This is a genomic window from Candidatus Methylomirabilota bacterium, assembly GCA_027293415.1.
Lineage (GTDB): Bacteria > Methylomirabilota > Methylomirabilia > Methylomirabilales > CSP1-5 > CSP1-5.
Genome location: JAPUFX010000053.1, coordinates 1 through 15,537 on the forward strand (window position 1 = coordinate 1; position 15,537 = coordinate 15,537).

The 15,537-nt window shown below is 58.6% G+C and carries 16 protein-coding genes; 14 read left to right on the forward strand and 2 right to left on the reverse strand.

What is annotated here, in order from left to right:
* Nucleotide 1 precedes the first annotated feature (1 nt).
* Both purH and purN read right to left on the reverse strand, forming a co-directional pair.
* A complete protein-coding gene (gene purH, locus O6929_03660) occupies nt 2–1,591 on the reverse strand; it encodes a bifunctional phosphoribosylaminoimidazolecarboxamide formyltransferase/IMP cyclohydrolase (GenBank protein MCZ6479492.1) in 1,590 nt (529 codons plus the stop codon).
* Nucleotides 1,592–1,751: 160 nt separating this feature from the next.
* Nucleotides 1,752–2,420, reverse strand: coding sequence for a phosphoribosylglycinamide formyltransferase (purN, locus tag O6929_03665; GenBank protein ID MCZ6479493.1), 669 nt, complete (start codon nt 2,418–2,420; stop codon nt 1,752–1,754).
* Nucleotides 2,421–2,883: 463 nt separating this feature from the next.
* Between purN and O6929_03670 the strand changes: the two genes are divergently transcribed.
* The 14 genes from O6929_03670 (at nt 2,884) to sat (ending at nt 15,528) form a co-directional block, all read left to right on the forward strand.
* Complete coding sequence (locus O6929_03670; protein MCZ6479494.1) at nt 2,884–3,333, forward strand: Rrf2 family transcriptional regulator; 450 nt, start codon at nt 2,884–2,886, stop codon at nt 3,331–3,333.
* A 79-nt stretch (nt 3,334–3,412) separates the two neighbouring features.
* A complete protein-coding gene (gene cysK, locus O6929_03675) occupies nt 3,413–4,339 on the forward strand; it encodes a cysteine synthase A (protein MCZ6479495.1) in 927 nt (308 codons plus the stop codon).
* A 19-nt stretch (nt 4,340–4,358) separates the two neighbouring features.
* Nucleotides 4,359–5,450, forward strand: a complete 1,092-nt coding sequence (moeB, locus tag O6929_03680) for a molybdopterin-synthase adenylyltransferase MoeB (protein MCZ6479496.1) — start codon at nt 4,359–4,361, stop codon at nt 5,448–5,450.
* A gap of 138 nt (nt 5,451–5,588) precedes the next feature.
* Nucleotides 5,589–6,533 carry a sulfurtransferase gene (locus tag O6929_03685; protein ID MCZ6479497.1) on the forward strand — a complete coding sequence of 315 codons (945 nt, stop codon included), beginning with the start codon at nt 5,589–5,591 and terminating at the stop codon, nt 6,531–6,533.
* Nucleotides 6,534–6,602: 69 nt separating this feature from the next.
* Nucleotides 6,603–6,890 carry a MoaD/ThiS family protein gene (locus O6929_03690; GenBank protein MCZ6479498.1) on the forward strand — a complete coding sequence of 96 codons (288 nt, stop codon included), beginning with the start codon at nt 6,603–6,605 and terminating at the stop codon, nt 6,888–6,890.
* Between the two features lie 43 nt (nt 6,891–6,933).
* Nucleotides 6,934–7,866, forward strand: coding sequence for a cysteine synthase family protein (locus O6929_03695; GenBank protein ID MCZ6479499.1), 933 nt, complete (start codon nt 6,934–6,936; stop codon nt 7,864–7,866).
* A 35-nt stretch (nt 7,867–7,901) separates the two neighbouring features.
* On the forward strand, nt 7,902–8,300 hold the full coding sequence (locus O6929_03700; protein ID MCZ6479500.1) for a M67 family metallopeptidase: 399 nt from the start codon (nt 7,902–7,904) through the stop codon (nt 8,298–8,300).
* A 107-nt stretch (nt 8,301–8,407) separates the two neighbouring features.
* Nucleotides 8,408–9,250 (forward strand): sulfurtransferase, encoded by an 843-nt coding sequence (locus O6929_03705; protein MCZ6479501.1) that lies wholly within the window; start codon nt 8,408–8,410, stop codon nt 9,248–9,250.
* A gap of 11 nt (nt 9,251–9,261) precedes the next feature.
* Nucleotides 9,262–9,930 (forward strand): rhodanese-like domain-containing protein, encoded by a 669-nt coding sequence (locus O6929_03710; protein ID MCZ6479502.1) that lies wholly within the window; start codon nt 9,262–9,264, stop codon nt 9,928–9,930.
* Between the two features lie 58 nt (nt 9,931–9,988).
* Entirely contained in the window at nt 9,989–10,753 is a 765-nt protein-coding gene (locus O6929_03715) for a sulfite exporter TauE/SafE family protein (protein ID MCZ6479503.1), read from the forward strand.
* A 63-nt stretch (nt 10,754–10,816) separates the two neighbouring features.
* Nucleotides 10,817–12,604 carry a nitrite/sulfite reductase gene (locus tag O6929_03720; GenBank protein MCZ6479504.1) on the forward strand — a complete coding sequence of 596 codons (1,788 nt, stop codon included), beginning with the start codon at nt 10,817–10,819 and terminating at the stop codon, nt 12,602–12,604.
* Nucleotides 12,605–12,617: 13 nt separating this feature from the next.
* A complete protein-coding gene (locus tag O6929_03725; protein ID MCZ6479505.1) occupies nt 12,618–13,544 on the forward strand; it encodes a uroporphyrinogen-III synthase in 927 nt (308 codons plus the stop codon).
* 48 nt (nt 13,545–13,592) lie between these two features.
* Complete coding sequence (locus O6929_03730; protein ID MCZ6479506.1) at nt 13,593–14,342, forward strand: phosphoadenylyl-sulfate reductase; 750 nt, start codon at nt 13,593–13,595, stop codon at nt 14,340–14,342.
* Nucleotides 14,343–14,358: 16 nt separating this feature from the next.
* On the forward strand, nt 14,359–15,528 hold the full coding sequence (sat, locus tag O6929_03735; GenBank protein MCZ6479507.1) for a sulfate adenylyltransferase: 1,170 nt from the start codon (nt 14,359–14,361) through the stop codon (nt 15,526–15,528).
* The last annotated feature ends 9 nt before the right edge of the window (nt 15,529–15,537 follow it).

The following is a 15,537-nucleotide window of genomic DNA, read 5'->3' on the forward strand; positions in this document are numbered from 1 at the left end:
TTTAGTGGCGGAAATGCCGCATGCCGGCAAAGACCATGGCCATGTCGTGCTCGTCAGCCGCTTGGATCGCCTCGGCATCCCGCATCGAGCCCCCTGGTTGAATAATGGCAGTCGCGCCCGCCTCGGCGACGGCATCGACTCCGTCCCGATACGGAAAGAAGGCATCAGATGCCACCACCGTGCCCTTCAGGGATGACTGTGCTTTCATGATGGCCACCCGGCAGGCATCCACCCGACTCATCTGTCCGGCCCCGATCCCGACGGTCGCGTTGGCGGTGGTGAAGACAACGGCGTTCGACCTGACATGCTTCGCGACCTTCCAGGCAAAGGTCAGCGCCTCCCACTCCACAGGGGTTGGCTTTCGTTTGGTCACGACACTCAAGGCGGTCTTATCCAGGTCCGCGCGGTCTCGTTCCTGAAGGAGGAGGCCTCCGGAGACCCGTCGCAGGTCCCAGGGGTCGGGCGGAGCCTGCCACTCGGCCGCCGGGATCTGCATCACCCGGAGATTCTCTCGGGTTCGCAATATCTCGTTGGCCCCCTCGGTGTAGTCGGGGGCAATGACCGCTTCAACGAAGGTCGAGGCGAGCTCCGTCGCCATCGCCTCGTCCACGATGCGGTTGAGTCCCACAACCCCGCCGTAGGCCGAGACGGGATCGGTACTGTGGGCCTGACGATAGGCTTCGACCAATGGCTCGCCGATGCCGACCCCGCACGGGGTGTTGTGCTTGATGATGCACGCCGCCGGGACGGCGAACTCCAGGACGAGGTGTAAGGCGCTATCGAGATCCAACAGGTTGGTGTACGAGAGTGCTTTTCCTTGCAATTGCTGGGCGTTGGCCATGCAGGGCCCCTTGACCTGTAGCTCTCGGTACAGCGCTGCCTGTTGATGTGGATTCTCGCCGTACCGGAGAGATTGGACCTTTGCGAATACCCGTGCCAGGAAGGGCGGAAAAGACTGGGGCCACTCTGCCGTTAGGGCGGCGTCGGTACAGCTCACCGTGCTCAAGAAGCTTCCAATGACTCCTTCGTACCGGCTGGTGAGCTGAAATGCCGCTTGTGCGAGCCGCAGACGGGTTGTCAGAGAGGCCCCGCCGGACTGTTTTAACTCGTCCAAGACTTGGGAGTACTGTTGAGGATCGGTGAGGATGGCCACCCACTCAAAGTTTTTGGCGGCCGAGCGGATGAGGGTCGGTCCGCCGATATCGATCTGCTCGATGACACGGGCCAGGTCCGATACATCCTCGGCGATCGTCGCCTCGAAAGGATACAGATTGATGGCGACGAGGTCGATGGGGGAGATGTGTTGCTGTTCGAGCTGGCGCTGGTGCTCCGGATCAGCGCGGCTGGCCAGAATGGCTCCGTGAATGGCTGGATGGAGGGTTTTCACGCGACCTTCCAGCATCTCTGGAACGCCGGTCACGTCTGCCACCTCAGTGACGGTCACTCCCGCCCCTCGCAGATACTCGGCCGTCTTCCCGGTGGAGATCAGCTCGACGTTGAGTTCCGTTAATCCTTTGGCGAACTCGACAATTCCTGTCTTGTCCGAGACACTCAAGAGAGCCCGTCGGATCCGGATGCGTCCTTTTTCCATCTTCTGTCCGTCGCCCCCGGGCAGATCGCCGGGTTTGCTGCCCGACTGGTGAGGCGGCGCTCCTTATATGGTTCCCGGTGTACGCGAGTTGCCTGCAGACTTCGGTGGCGCGTGAGAAGAACCGCGTGTTCCGTTGGCAAGAGCAAAAGATCGACGCACTTTAGGGATGAATATACCCCCATCCCTGCTTGATCGGGCGCTCCGCATCACTCCCTTTGCAGAAGACACGCCGTCCTCTGACCTCGAGCCGGCCCTCGGCATAGAGCTGGATCGCGCGCGGATAAATCTGATGTTCGTACTTTAAGATCCGCGCTGAGAGTGTGTCCTCGGTGTCGTCGTCGAAGACGGGAACAATGGCCTGAATGATAATTGGCCCGGTGTCGACCCCCTCATCGGCAAAGTGGACGGTGCAGCCAGAGAACTTCACGCCGTGGTGAAGGGACTTGCCTTGAACGTGGAGTCCCGGAAAGGAGGGAAGAAGGGCTGGGTGGATATTCATGATGCGATGGCGAAAACGGTGGATAAAGCCGGCGCTCAGGACGCGCATGTAGCCGGCCAGGCAGACCAACCCCACCTGGTGCTCGGTGAGAACAGCGGCCATCGCCTCATCAAAAGCTTCGCGGGATGCGTGCGCTTTGGGATCGACAAAAGCGGGTGCGATGCGGTGTTGTCGGGCGCGCTCGAGAGCATAGGCGTCTTTGACATCACTGACCACGACGACCACGGCCGCGTCGAGCTTTCCCGCCTCGCTGGCATCAATGATTGCCTGGAGGTTCGAGCCTCGGCCCGACACGAGCACGCCGACGCGCAGCGTATCCTTTGTCGCCATAACACCTCCTGTTGCCTGAATCTAACAAAGCCGGTCTCGCCCCGGCAAGGGATTTTCCCTGCATCCCACCCCCGTCGCTTCGTTGTACACACACGGACTGCTCACAGTGATCTTAGAGGTCGGATACGGTTTTTGGCGGGGTATCTCCCTGACATATATTATGTGTACCATGAGGTAGTACCAGGGCGGATCTTTTTCTAAAGTATTTTATAATGCTAATCCTTATAACCACTTGTAAAATAGTGACAAAAGTACATAAGGGTAGGATGCCGGTGGCACAGCGCTTCAGGTGATATCGGTCCGCACCATGTGGCGGGGGGAAGGCGGGTGTGAGTCTATTAGGGAAGGGCGGGGTTGTCAATCCCTCAAGGATAATAAAAAGCTGTTGACATGGGGGTGGGGGGGATGGTAGAAAGGCGATAATGTCGATAGACAATATCGACATAAGATGGAGTGAGGAATAATGAAGATTTCGACGAAAGGCGATTACGCGACGAGGGCGTTGCAGGAACTTTCCATGCACTACAACAAAGGCCTGCTCCAGATCGAGGAGATTGCCGAGCGACAAGACATCCCGGTCAGGTATCTTGAGCAACTGCTGCTGATTCTCAAGCGGGCAGGGTACTTGGAAAGTAAGCGAGGCGTCAATGGGGGATACTCCCTTGCGAAAGCCCCCCATCAGATTACCCTGGGGGAGATCATCCGGCTGATGGAAGGTACCCCGGCCCCCATCTATTGCGTCGATCCTCTATCGCGTAACAAGTGTTCTGTGGAAAAGGGCTGCGGCTTCCAAAGCGTTTGGGGGGAAATCAGGGACGCCGTTTCTGACATCCTGGACAACGTTACTTTTGAGGAAATTTGCCGTCGGGCCCAGTTGAAGATTACACCGAAGATTATGAGCTATCAAATTTAGCAGCTGATTGGCCATCAGCAGTCAGCGGTCAGCTTGGGATCGGAAACCAAAAAGCTGATTGCTGACAGCGGGGACGAAAATGGGAGCACGGATTCCTCGTCTCGCAAAGAATGCGCTGGATCTCATTGGGAACACACCCATGGTGGAGCTTCCCAAGATCTCTCCTCGGAGTGGGGCGACCATCTTGGCAAAGATGGAATCAATGAACCCGGCCGGGAGTGTCAAGGATCGCATCTCCTGGGCCATGGTCGAGGAAGCGGAACGCCAGGGAAGGCTCAGCCCCGGAGCGACCATCGTCGAACCGACCTCCGGAAACACGGGGATCGGGCTGGCCATGGTGGCGGCAGTCAAGGGATACCGGCTGATTCTGACCATGCCCGACGACATGAGTCTCGAGCGCAGGACGCTGCTCCAACGGTTCGGGGCGGAGGTGATCTTGACCCCGGCCATCGAGGGGATGACGGGTGCCGTCTTTGCGGCTGAGGAGCTTTGCCGGGAAAATCCCGACTACTTTATGCCCCAACAGTTTAACAACCCGGCGAATCCAGAGATTCACCGCCAGACGACCGCTCAGGAGATCCTGGAGGTGACCGAGGGCCGGATTCACGCCCTTGTGGTCGGGATCGGGACCGGAGGGACCATCACCGGGGTGGGAGAAATTCTCAAGTCCAAGATCCAAGGTGTCAAGGTGATTGGGGTCGAGCCAGCCAAGTCGCCGGTCCTCCAGGGGGGGAAGGCCCGACCCCATGGAATTCAGGGGATTGGAGCGAGTTTCATCCCCGGGGTCCTCAATATGGACGTCTTGGATGAGATTATCGCAGTGACCGACGAGGACGCCTTCAAGATGACGTCTCGTTTGACCCGGGAAGAGGGGCTCCTGGTCGGGGTCTCGGCCGGGGCCAACGTCTTCGCCGCCGTACAGGTTGCCCGGCAACTCGAAAAGGGGAAAGTCGTTGTGACCATCCTGCCTGATACCGGGGAACGGTATCTCAGTGTGCCATTGTAGGACGGAAAGGAGTATGTGAATGGGGGTCAAGATCTACATCCCGACGCCGTTTCGAGCGATTACTCGCAACCAGGCCACGGTGGAGGTCGAAGGGCAGACCATCCAGCACCTCATCGAGGCCCTCGAAGCGGAGTATCCCGGCATCCGGGAGCGGGTTTTTGATGAAGCAGGAGAGATTCATCGGCATATCAATATCTATGTGAACGAAATCGCCGTCGAGAACCTCAAGGGCAAAGATACGGCATTGGTGGAGGGGGACGAGGTGTCCCTGATCCCGGCCATTGCCGGAGGGGCGATTCCCTTTACCGAGGAGCAGATCAAGCGGTACAGCCGTCACATCATCCTGCCCGAGGTGGGTGGGAGGGGGCAACGGAAACTCCTCAACAGCAGCGCCCTCTTGGTCGGGGCCGGTGGTCTGGGCTGTCCTGCGGCACTCTATCTGGCCGCTGCGGGTGTGGGCCGGCTCGGGATCGTCGATTTCGATCTGGTGGATCTCAGCAACCTCCAGCGACAGATCCTTCACCACACCCATGACCTGGGGCGACCCAAGGTCCTTTCGGCGGTGGACGCCATCGGGGATATCAATCCCGATGTCAAGGTCGAGCCCCATCAGGACCAGCTCTCGTCGGAGAATGTGAAAGAGATCATCGCTGGCTACGACGTAATCATCAACGGCTGTGACAACTTTCCCACCCGATACCTGTTGAATGATGCCTGTTACTTTCTGAAGAAGCCGATGGTGGATGGCAGCATCTTCCGCTTTGAGGGGCAGGTCACCGTCTTCTCACCGGGGAAAGGGTGTTACCGCTGTCTGTATCCTGCGCCGCCCCCACCCGGGCTCGTTCCGAGTTGTGCAGAGGCTGGGGTCCTCGGAGTCCTCTGCGGGATCATCGGCAGCCTCCAGGCCCTCGAGGCCATCAAGCTCATGCTGGGTGCAGGCGACCCGCTCGTCAATCGCCTGCTCTTTTTCGATGCGATGACGTTAGAGTTCCGTCAGGTCAAGATCCGGCGGGATCCGGCGTGTCCGGTCTGTGGCGACCATCCGACAATCACGGAGCTGATTGACTACCACGAATTCTGCGGCGTCCCGCAGGGGCAGGCGGTGAGCTAGAAATAGTTCACAGTTTAGGGTTCAGAGTTGATGGTCGAGGGATCATGGATACAGAAGATAAAGAGATAAAGAAAGCAGTCGGCGGATTCTCATCCTCTCTGGAAATGACAGGGGTAAGGCAATGAGGAGATCAGCTTAATGCGAAGGAAACTTGTGACGCGTGCACCTTACCTCAGCGGGATTTTCGGTGTCGTGATCATTGCTTCCCTGGCGTCGACCGTGGAGGCGAGGGAGCGGGCGAAGGGATCGGGATACCCGAACGGCCATCTGTTGGTCGAGACACAGGAGTTAGCGCGTCAACTGGGTAATCCGAGTCTTCGAATCGTGGACCTCCGAGCCTCCGGGCCTCAGGGATATGAAGAGTATCTGTTTGGGCATATCCCGGGGGCGGTCTATCTGAACTGGCGCGAGCTGGACGATGTCGCAAGCAATAAAAAGGGCCTGCCGATGGATCAAGCCAAGGCGGAGGCCCTTTTCAGTAATCTCGGAATCGACGAAAAGACACGGGTCGTCGCCTACGATGACTCGGGTGGACTCTATGCTGCGCGGCTCTTTTTTGTTCTCGAATTCTTTGGGCACACCAAAGTTGCCATTCTCAACGGGGGATTTTCGACGTGGATGAACGAAGACCGCGACTTGAGCGAGGAAGCCCCTCGGATCACTCCTAAAAAGTTCGTGGCGCGGCCAAAGCGCGAGCTGATCGCCACTGCCGAGTGGGTAAGGAAGAACCACAAGGATCCCGGCGTGTGCATGCTGGATGCGCGAAGCCCGCAAGAGTACGAGGGCAAGAAGGCCGTCCGCGGCATCAAACGAGCAGGCCGAGTTCCTGGGGCAGTGCTCATCCACTGGGTCGATACGATCAACCGCGAGGACCACACATTTAAAAGTGCTGCGAAACTCCAAAAGATGTTCGAAGACGCGGGGGCAACGAAGGACCGCGAACTCGTGACCTATTGCCTGCAAGGGATTCGGGCATCGCACAACTTCTTTGTGGCGAGGCTGCTCGGGTACGAGAAGGTGCGCAACTACGATGGGTCCTGGGTTGAGTGGGGGAACCGACCGGACGTTCCTGTCGAAAACTGATTACACGGCTTTTGCTTTTGAGGGAGAATTTTGTACACCGGGCCACTGGTGTAAGGCACAGGGAGAGCAATGAGCGTTCAGATTCACGTTCCCCAGATCTTCCGAAAGCACACCGGTGGAGCAAAGACGGTGGTTGCCGAGGGACGAACGCTCCGGGAGGTGCTGGATAGCCTGGATAAAGCATATCCTGGTCTTCGGGACCGATTGCTGGACGGCAAAGAGCTTCACCGCTTCGTGAACATTTATCGCAACGACGAGGATATCCGGTTCCTCGAGTCTCTGGATACCGAAGTGCGAGAAGGGGATAGCATCTCGATCCTTCCTGCTGTGGCAGGGGGAGGCGATCTTGACCAGTAGGAAAAAGGTGATCCCCGGAGGCGGGGAAGCCGTAAGGCCACGGATCGCTGCCGATATCGTGGACGCCATCGGAAATACCCCCTTAGTAGAGGTTGCCCGGGTCAGCCCGAAGCCGTCGGTCCGGATCTTCTGTAAGCTCGAGTTTTACAATCCGACGGGGAGCCTGAAGGACCGGATTGCCAAGTATATGATCGAACAGGCAGAGCAGCGAGGGGATCTGACCCCCGGCCAAACCATCATCGAGCCGACGAGCGGCAATACCGGCATCTCCCTGGCGTTGATCGGCCGGCGGAAGGGTTATACGGTCAAGGTCGTCGTTCCAGAGAACATTACTGTCGAGCGGCGGCAACTGCTGGAGCTGTATGGTGCAGAAATAATTTACTCCGACGCCCGTCGGGGAACCAACGGGGCCATCGAAGTGGCAAAGAAGCTGGCTGCCGAGAATCCGGACTGGTATATGCCGTACCAGTACGGCAATCAGGCCAATGTCCAGGCGCATTACGAGACCACCGGCACGGAGATCCTCGAGGCGTTACCCGACGTCGACGTTTTTGTGGCGGGACTCGGGACCGGCGGCACTCTCATGGGCGTCGGACGACGGCTGAAGGAGGTAAACTCTAAAACCCAGGTGATCGCCGTCGAGCCGCATCCAGGCGACCTTGTTCAGGGACTCCGGAGCTTGGAAGAGGGATTTATTCCGCCTATCTTGGATATGAGTCTGCTCGATGGGAAGATCATTGTCGATTCCCGATGCGCCTTTGCCCTCACCCGGGATCTCACGCTCAAGGAGGGAATCTTTGCCGGGGTCTCTTCGGGTGCCGTGATCCACTGCGCCATCCGGACGGCGCATAAAATGGAGCGGGGAAATATTGTGTGTCTGCTCGCTGATGGTGGTGGGAAGTATGTCAGCTTGGGTGTGTGGGCCAAGGAACTGCCCGATCTGGGAGAGGATGTTTACAGCCACATCTGGTGGTAGTCGTAAGCGACGAGTGCTGAGAGTCGAGAGCGGAGATGTTTAAGCTCGAAAAGCGATTTGCTTCAGAGATCATCGATCACGCACGGGCTGAGGCGCCCAACGAGTGTTGCGGTCTTCTGGCTGGGGAAAATGGCACGATCCTGCAGCTGTACCGATGTGATAGTGCCGAGAAGAGCGCGTACCGATACTACCTCGACCCGAAGGATCAGCTCCGGGTGATGCGAGAGCTCGATGAAAAGGGGTGGGAGCTCCTGGGGATCTACCACTCGCATACCCACACGGAGGCCTATCCGTCAAAAACGGATGTGGAACTTGCGTTCTACCCTGAAGCCCTGTACTTCATCGTTTCCCTCGAGAGGCCGAGTGAACCGGTGATTCGGGCTTTTCGAATTAATGATGGGAACATCACAGAGGAGGAGGTGATGATCGCCTAGGAAGATGGCGTTTTTTATATTGAAAAAACCTGAGTAATTCAATCGGGATTGTCGTCTTGAGTTAAATTAAGCAACGTACCTACCAATGATAAAGGGGAGAGGCAATCATGGCGGCTTATGCACATCCTGAGGTACTGGTGGAAACCCAGTGGGTTGCAGACAACCTGAAGGACCCCAAAATCCGGCTGGTGGAAGTTGACGTCGACACGGCCGCCTATGGTGAGGGGCACATCCCCGGCGCCGTGGGCTGGAACTGGAAGGCCGACCTGGAGGAGACCCTGGAACGGGATATCGCCCACCAAGCGACCCTGGGCAAGCTGCTCAGCAGGTCGGGGATTGCCAACGACACGATCGCAATCTTGTACGGGGACAACAATAACTGGTTTGCCACCTATGCGTTCTGGCTCCTGAAATATTACGGCCATGCGGATGCCCGGATGATGAACGGGGGGCGGGCGAAATGGATTGCCGAGGGGCGGCCGATGACCAAGGAGACCCCGAGGCACCCGGCGACGACCTACAAGGCGAAGGACCCGGACAAAAGCATCCGGATCGTGCGGCAGGAGGTCATTGACGCGGTAGGCAAGGCGGGCCTGGGTCTGGTGGACGTGCGCTCGCCGAAGGAGTTCAGCGGCGAGATCTTGGCGCCCGAGAACCTGCCGCAGGAGGGGGCGCAACGGGGGGGCCATATTCCGGGGGCGGCGAATATTCCCTGGAGCCAGGCGGTCCGGGAAGACGGCACCTTCAAGAGTGCAGAGGATCTCAAGCAGCTGTACCAGGGGAAGGGGATCGTGCCGGACAAAGAGATCATCGCTTACTGCCGGATTGGTGAGCGCTCCTCACACACCTGGTTTGTCCTGAAATATCTATTGGGCTACCCCAAGGTGTTGAATTACGACGGGTCATGGACCGAGTACGGCAGCCTGGTTCATGTCCCCATTGAGAAATAGGGAGCGGAAAGGTGACACAGCCCCAATCGGATGAGCCTTTTGCAAGGACTGGCCCGGCGGAAGCCAAGGCATTGATAGAGAAAGGGGTCCAGGTCGTGGATGTCCGGGAACCCCAGGAGTACGCCGAGATGCGGATCGCGGGCTCGGTTCTCTTTCCTATGGGCATGCTCCTCAAGGCCCCGCGAGACGTCCTGAAGAAGGGGCCGGTTCTCCTTGTGTGTTCAGAAGGGCTTCGGAGTGCAGTCGCTTGTGAGGCGGCAGCAGCGATTGGGGTTGAGGAGGTCTATAACCTCGAAGGGGGGCTGGAGCGCTGGCAGGCGGAGGGATATGCGCTGGAGACAGGTGAGGTGAGTGAGTCGGTGGTCGCGGAAGCACCGGCGGTGCCAAAAATGCCGGCGCAGGATATTCTCATCTCTGGCGAACGCCTTGCTCGCATCCATCGCTTTCGGTATCAAAGGGCCGTAGCATGCACCTTGGGTACCATTGAACTTATTGTGGAAGAGAGCCTCGGCGAGGTGGAGGACCCGTCGAGGCGCTGCGTGGCGCGACCTGATCACCCGGAACGTGTCCCGAAACCGGATCTCACGGTCTTCGGCGAGAGTGTTGAGGAGGCCCTGCGGGTGCTGGTCGAGAAAATCAGGGGACGGCGTCCCCAGGAGATCTTCTTGCCCACGGGGTAACTCCACCGTCATCGGCGCCGCCGAGGAATTTTGGTTCTGCTCGAGGAAGGATGATCTCGTGATTGTTTCGGTACCGGCAATTGCCTTCGTAGGATTAGCGTCGGGCTGGGTCATGGGGATTTCTGCCGCGGCGTGGGGAGCCTTGAGCGTCCCCTTGCTGATTCTCGTCGGAGTCGAGCCCTTGGTCGCGATCAACGCGTCTCTGGCGGCATCCATCTTACTCAGTCTGTTCGGCGGCGTGACCCATTGGCGCTATGACCGATCACGGGTAGCTCCCCTCCTCCCGCTGGTGTTCGGAGGTGTGGGAGGCGCCTTCCTGGGGAGTTTACTGAGCCCTGCGCTCCCAACACAAACCCTTCGGCTTTTGATTGGCGTTACAACTCTGAGTATCGGTATTCTGACGCTTCTCAGGAAAAATGGGAACGGGTCGCAAAACAATTATGAAGCCGTGAAATGGAACGACAGGCGGGCGATCCTTTTCGGAATCGGGGTAGTGGCCGGATTATCCGCCGGTGCGTTCGGCTCGGGTTGGGGGACGATCGGTGTTGTATTGCTGATGTGGACAGGCATTCCCCCCCACACCGTGGTGGGCTCATCACTGCTAGCTCGGTCACTGGTGGCCTCGGCCGCGACCGGCTCGTATACCTTTCAGGCGGGGGCTTTCCCCGTTGGGGTCTTTCTGCCGCTTCTGATCGCAGGGGGCTTGGGGGTATATCTCGGGGTCCGGACGGCCAATCGGTTTTCGGCAGCCGGGATGCGAAAGCTCCTCGGCGGTGTGGTCACGATGGTGGGGATCCTGATCGTGGTCGGAATTATGTGGTAAGGACTGTTCACCTGACTGCCACCCTTAAACGGACATGCGAACGTCCGGAAGGGAGGATGGAGAATGCAGCAGTTGGAAAATCGGGACGCCAAAAAGGCGACCATCACTATAGAAGATAAGCCGCTGGCTATTCGTCCCTCCTATGCCCAGCAGGAGGAAATCGACACCTTTGACGAATTTGTGCAGCGTTTCTGGGCGAAGCAGATATCGGAGCAGGAGTTTCAACGCTTCCGCCTCCAGCACGGGGTCTACGGTCAACGCCAACAAGACGTCCAGATGGTCCGGGTCAAGATCCCATGGGGAGGCCTGAGCGCCGAACAATTGGAGGCGTTAGCCGACCTCGCCCAGCGGACCCCTCGTCGTATCGGTCATGTCACGACGCGTCAAAATGTCCAGTTTCACTTTGTCAAGCTGGCTGAGGCAACGGAGTTCTTGGGCCACCTGGAAAAGGTGGGATTGACCACGCGGGAGGCCTGCGGCAATACGGTGCGGAATGTCACCGCAGGAGCCTGCTCGGGCGTCTGCCCGCGCGAGGTGTTCGACGTGACGCCGTATGCCGAGGCCCGCTTCCTCCTGCGCAACCCCATGAACCAGAATCTCCCCCGCAAATTCAAGATCGCCTTCTCGGGCTGCCCGGACGACGAGGGAATTACAGCCATCCATGACATCGGCGGACGGGCCGTGCTGCATCAGGAGAACGGGGTAAGCCACCGAGGCTTTCGGTTGATCGTGGCTGGGGGGCTCGGTCCCGTGCCACACCATGCCCAAGTCCTCGAAGAGTTCACTCCAGCGGACGATCTGCTGGCGACGGTGGGCGCCATTGTCAGGGTGTTTGACCGATTTGGGAACCGAGAGAACCGGAGCAGGGCCCGGATGAAGTTTGTGCTGCACGAATTCGGTCTGGAAAAGTTCCGGAACCTGGTTTTTAAAGAGCGGACTGGCCTCAAGTCAACTATGGGCGGAAAGTTCCCCCCAATTGTCATCCGGGAAGAAGGTCCCCCGGCCCCAAGATCCACCCCAGTGTCCATCTCGGGTCTGCAAGACCCCGCCTACGAGTTGTGGCGGCGTAGCAACGTCCGGCCCCAAAAGCAGCCCGGCTACGTAATGGTCACGGTCCGTTTGGAGCTCGGCGACTTCACGCCTCTGCAGCTTCGGCTCCTGGCCTTTTGTGCTCGCGAGTTTGGCGACAGCACCGTCAGGACCACAAACCAACAGAATTTTCTCCTTCGGTGGATTCCGGAGGAGGCCCTGGTGCCGATGTACCGAGTCCTTCGTCGTGCAGATCTGGCCCGGTCCGGTGCCGATCGACTTATGGATGTTACGGCCTGTCCCGGTGCAGACACCTGCCAGCTCGGGATTACGTCTTCCCGGGGGCTCGCGTTGGCCATAGGTCGGATGGTGGAGGAGAAGCACCCGGATCTGGCAGAGGAAGTGGGTGGACGGATTAAGATCTCGGGCTGCCCGAACTCCTGCGGTCAGCATCACATCGCGACCATCGGATTTTACGGCGGTTCGAAGAAATTCGGCGGGCGTCAGGCTCCGACCTACCAGATGTTCCTTGGAGGCGTGTGGGGAGATAGCACCGCCCGATTCGGCCAGCCCACGCTACGGCTCCCAGCGAAGAACATTCCCAATGCCATCGACAGGCTCCTGGAGATTTATAAGGCGAACCGGACAAACGGCGAGAGCCTCTTCCCATTTCTGGAGCGTTTCGGACCGAAGCAGGTGGTGCAAAACCTGGCGGAGTTCACCGAGATACCCAGCTATGAAGAAGCCCCGGACGGGTTCCAGGATTGGGGCGAGGAGAAGGCCTTCGAGCTCAAAACTGGGGTTGGTGAGTGCGCGGTGTAGACAAGGTCGATTGATGGGACTGAAGGGTCTGACAGTGGCGGTCACCGGAAGCAGGCGAGCCTCGGAACTCGCCCAGCTCATCACGAACTCCGGCGGAGTTCCGTATGTGGCTCCAACGGTGGGGATCGAAGTCCAGGAGGACGTGGACCGTCAAACAGAAGAGTTGGTCCGCAGGATCGTCGACGGAGAATTTGACTATGCGATCTTCATGACGGGCCCCGGCGTCTATCGATTGATGTCGACAGCGCAGCAACTCGGTTTGGAGCGCGAGGTAGTCGACGTGCTGAACCGCACGAGTGTCGTCGCTAGGAGCCAGAAACCACAGAAGGTATTAGAAAAGTCCGGGGTCAGGGTGACCATGGTGCCATCCGACAATACGTCGGAAGGTATTGCCGCCGAGATGGCCAAACTCGACGTCAGCGGCAAAGGCGTCGCCCTGCTCTGGCATGGGGACTCCCATCCGATGCTCCGTGAGGTCCTGGAAAGAAAAGGAGCCAAAGTCTTTGAGGCGATGGCATACACATACTCGTTGGACCTGGGAAAACGGGGTGCTGATCTCTTAGAGGCTGTGGGGTTTAAGTATATCCCCCCCGGTGAAGGCAAGATGGTTGAGCTTATCAACGATCTGGTGAGGGGCATGATTCATATCATCACGTTTACCAGTCCCCCATCGGCCAGAAACCTCTTTCGGTTTGCAGAAGCCCACGGGCGAGACATCGATCTTCGGAGGTCCCTGAACGAGGAGGTTATCGTTGTTGCCGTCGGACCGCCCACGCGGAGGAGCATTGAGGAGAACGAGGTTCAGGTGGATGTCATGCCGGATGTCTACAAGTTGGGACCCATGGTGAAGGCTACGGTTGATTATCTGGCGCAAGACCACTCGCGCCCGCGAAAAAGGGCTCTGGCCAGGATTCAACCTGAGTCAATTGCGGGTGGATAACCGAGCGGCCAGGAATCGGTCTGTAATCAAAACCGAAAGGGGGGACACATGGAGACGAAGAATCGACTGGATGAGGTAGCGGTGGAAGAACTGGCGACTCGCTTTGAGGGGAAAGGTCCCGAGGTGGTCATCCAGTGGGCCCTTGAGCACTTTCACCCCCGCATCGCCATGGCGTCCAGCCTGCAGGCGGAAGACATGGTCATTTTGGACATCGCCTGGAGGATAAATCCCGGCGTCCGGGTCTTTACCCTCGATACTGGCCGGCTCCATGAAGAGACCTACGCCAGTATGGAGGTGGTCCGGGAAAAGTACGGCATTGCCATTGAGAGTTTTTTCCCGAACCGGGAGGCGGTGGAGGCCCTGGAGCGCGAGAAGGGATTTTATTCCTTCCGGCAGAGCGTGGAGGAGCGGAAGTTTTGCTGCGGGATACGCAAGGTGGAGCCGCTGGCACGCGCCCTCAAGGATCGCGATGCGTGGATCACCGGGCTTCGACGAGAACAGGCGGTGACCCGGACCGCGCTCCGGAGGGTTGAGTTTGATCACAGTCATGGAATCATTAAGATCAATCCTTTGGCTGACTGTTCGGAAGGCTATGTCTGGGACTACATTCGGACCCATGATGTCCCATACAACGCACTGCACGACTTAGGATATCCGAGCATCGGGTGTGCCCCGTGCACGCGTGCGATCAAGCCGGGGGAGGATGTCCGGGCCGGACGGTGGTGGTGGGAAAATCCAGAGAGTAAGGAATGTGGTCTGCACGTCACACCGGTGGAGACGGGCCAGTCCACTGCGTGAGGGGGCGAGGAGTCGCATGAGTACTATTACGCCGCATGGAGGGGAACTGGTTGATCGGCTCATCCCGCCGGAGGAGCGACAGGAGGCGCGACGCCGGGCGAGGGACTTAACGCAGGTGCACCTGAATCGGCGACAGATCTCGGATCTGGAGTTGATCGGGATCGGGGCTATGAGTCCGCTCGACGGGTTCATGGGTCAGGCCGACTACGAGCGAGTAGTGGACGAGGCGCGTCTGGCAAGTGGGCTCCCCTGGTCCATCCCGGTTGCGTTAGCCGTCAGGGAGGCCGAGGCCGCCTCTGCTCGCGTGGGCGAGGAGATCGCCCTTGTCGATGACCATGGGGATCTTCTGGGCTTGCTAGAGCTTCGAGATAAATTCTCTTATGATAAAAAGCGGGAGGCCCAGGAGGTATACCGAACTACCGAAGAGGCCCATCCGGGAGTCCGGGCCCTCTATGCCCAGGGCGATGTGCTCCTGGCCGGACCAATTCGACTCTTGGAGCCTCCTGACAATCAGGAGTACGCCCCCTACCACCTGACCCCCGCAGAGACCCGGCAGGCATTCAACAACAAGGGTTGGCGAACCGTCGTGGGCTTCCAGACGCGAAACCCCGTCCACCGGGCCCACGAATACATCCAGAAGTGTGCCCTGGAGGTCGTGGATGGCCTCCTCCTGCATCCGTTAGTTGGGGAGACGAAGCAGGATGACATTCCCGCAGAAACCCGGCTGCGCTGTTACGAGGTGCTTTTGGAAGGGTATTATCCCAAAGATCGTGTCATCCTGGCGGTCCTTCCGGCGGCCATGCGCTATGCCGGCCCGCGAGAAGCTATTTTTCATGCGTTGATTCGGAAAAATTACGGGTGTACCCATTTCATCGTCGGCCGAGATCATGCCGGCGTGGGGAATTATTACGGCACCTTTGACGCCCATCTGATCTTTCGGGACTTCGCCCAGGAGGAGCTGGGGATTACTCCCCTCTTTTTTGACCACGCCTTTTATTGTCGAAGTTGCCAGGGAATGGCCACCACCAAGACCTGTCCGCACGGTCCTCAGGAGCGAGTAAGCCTTTCGGGGACCAAGGTCCGAGAGATGTTGCACCGGATCGAACTCCCCCCTTCCGAATACACGCGGCAAGAAGTGGCGGAAGTGCTGCTCCAATGGGCCAATACGGATCAGTACCGTATCTGACCTTCGACT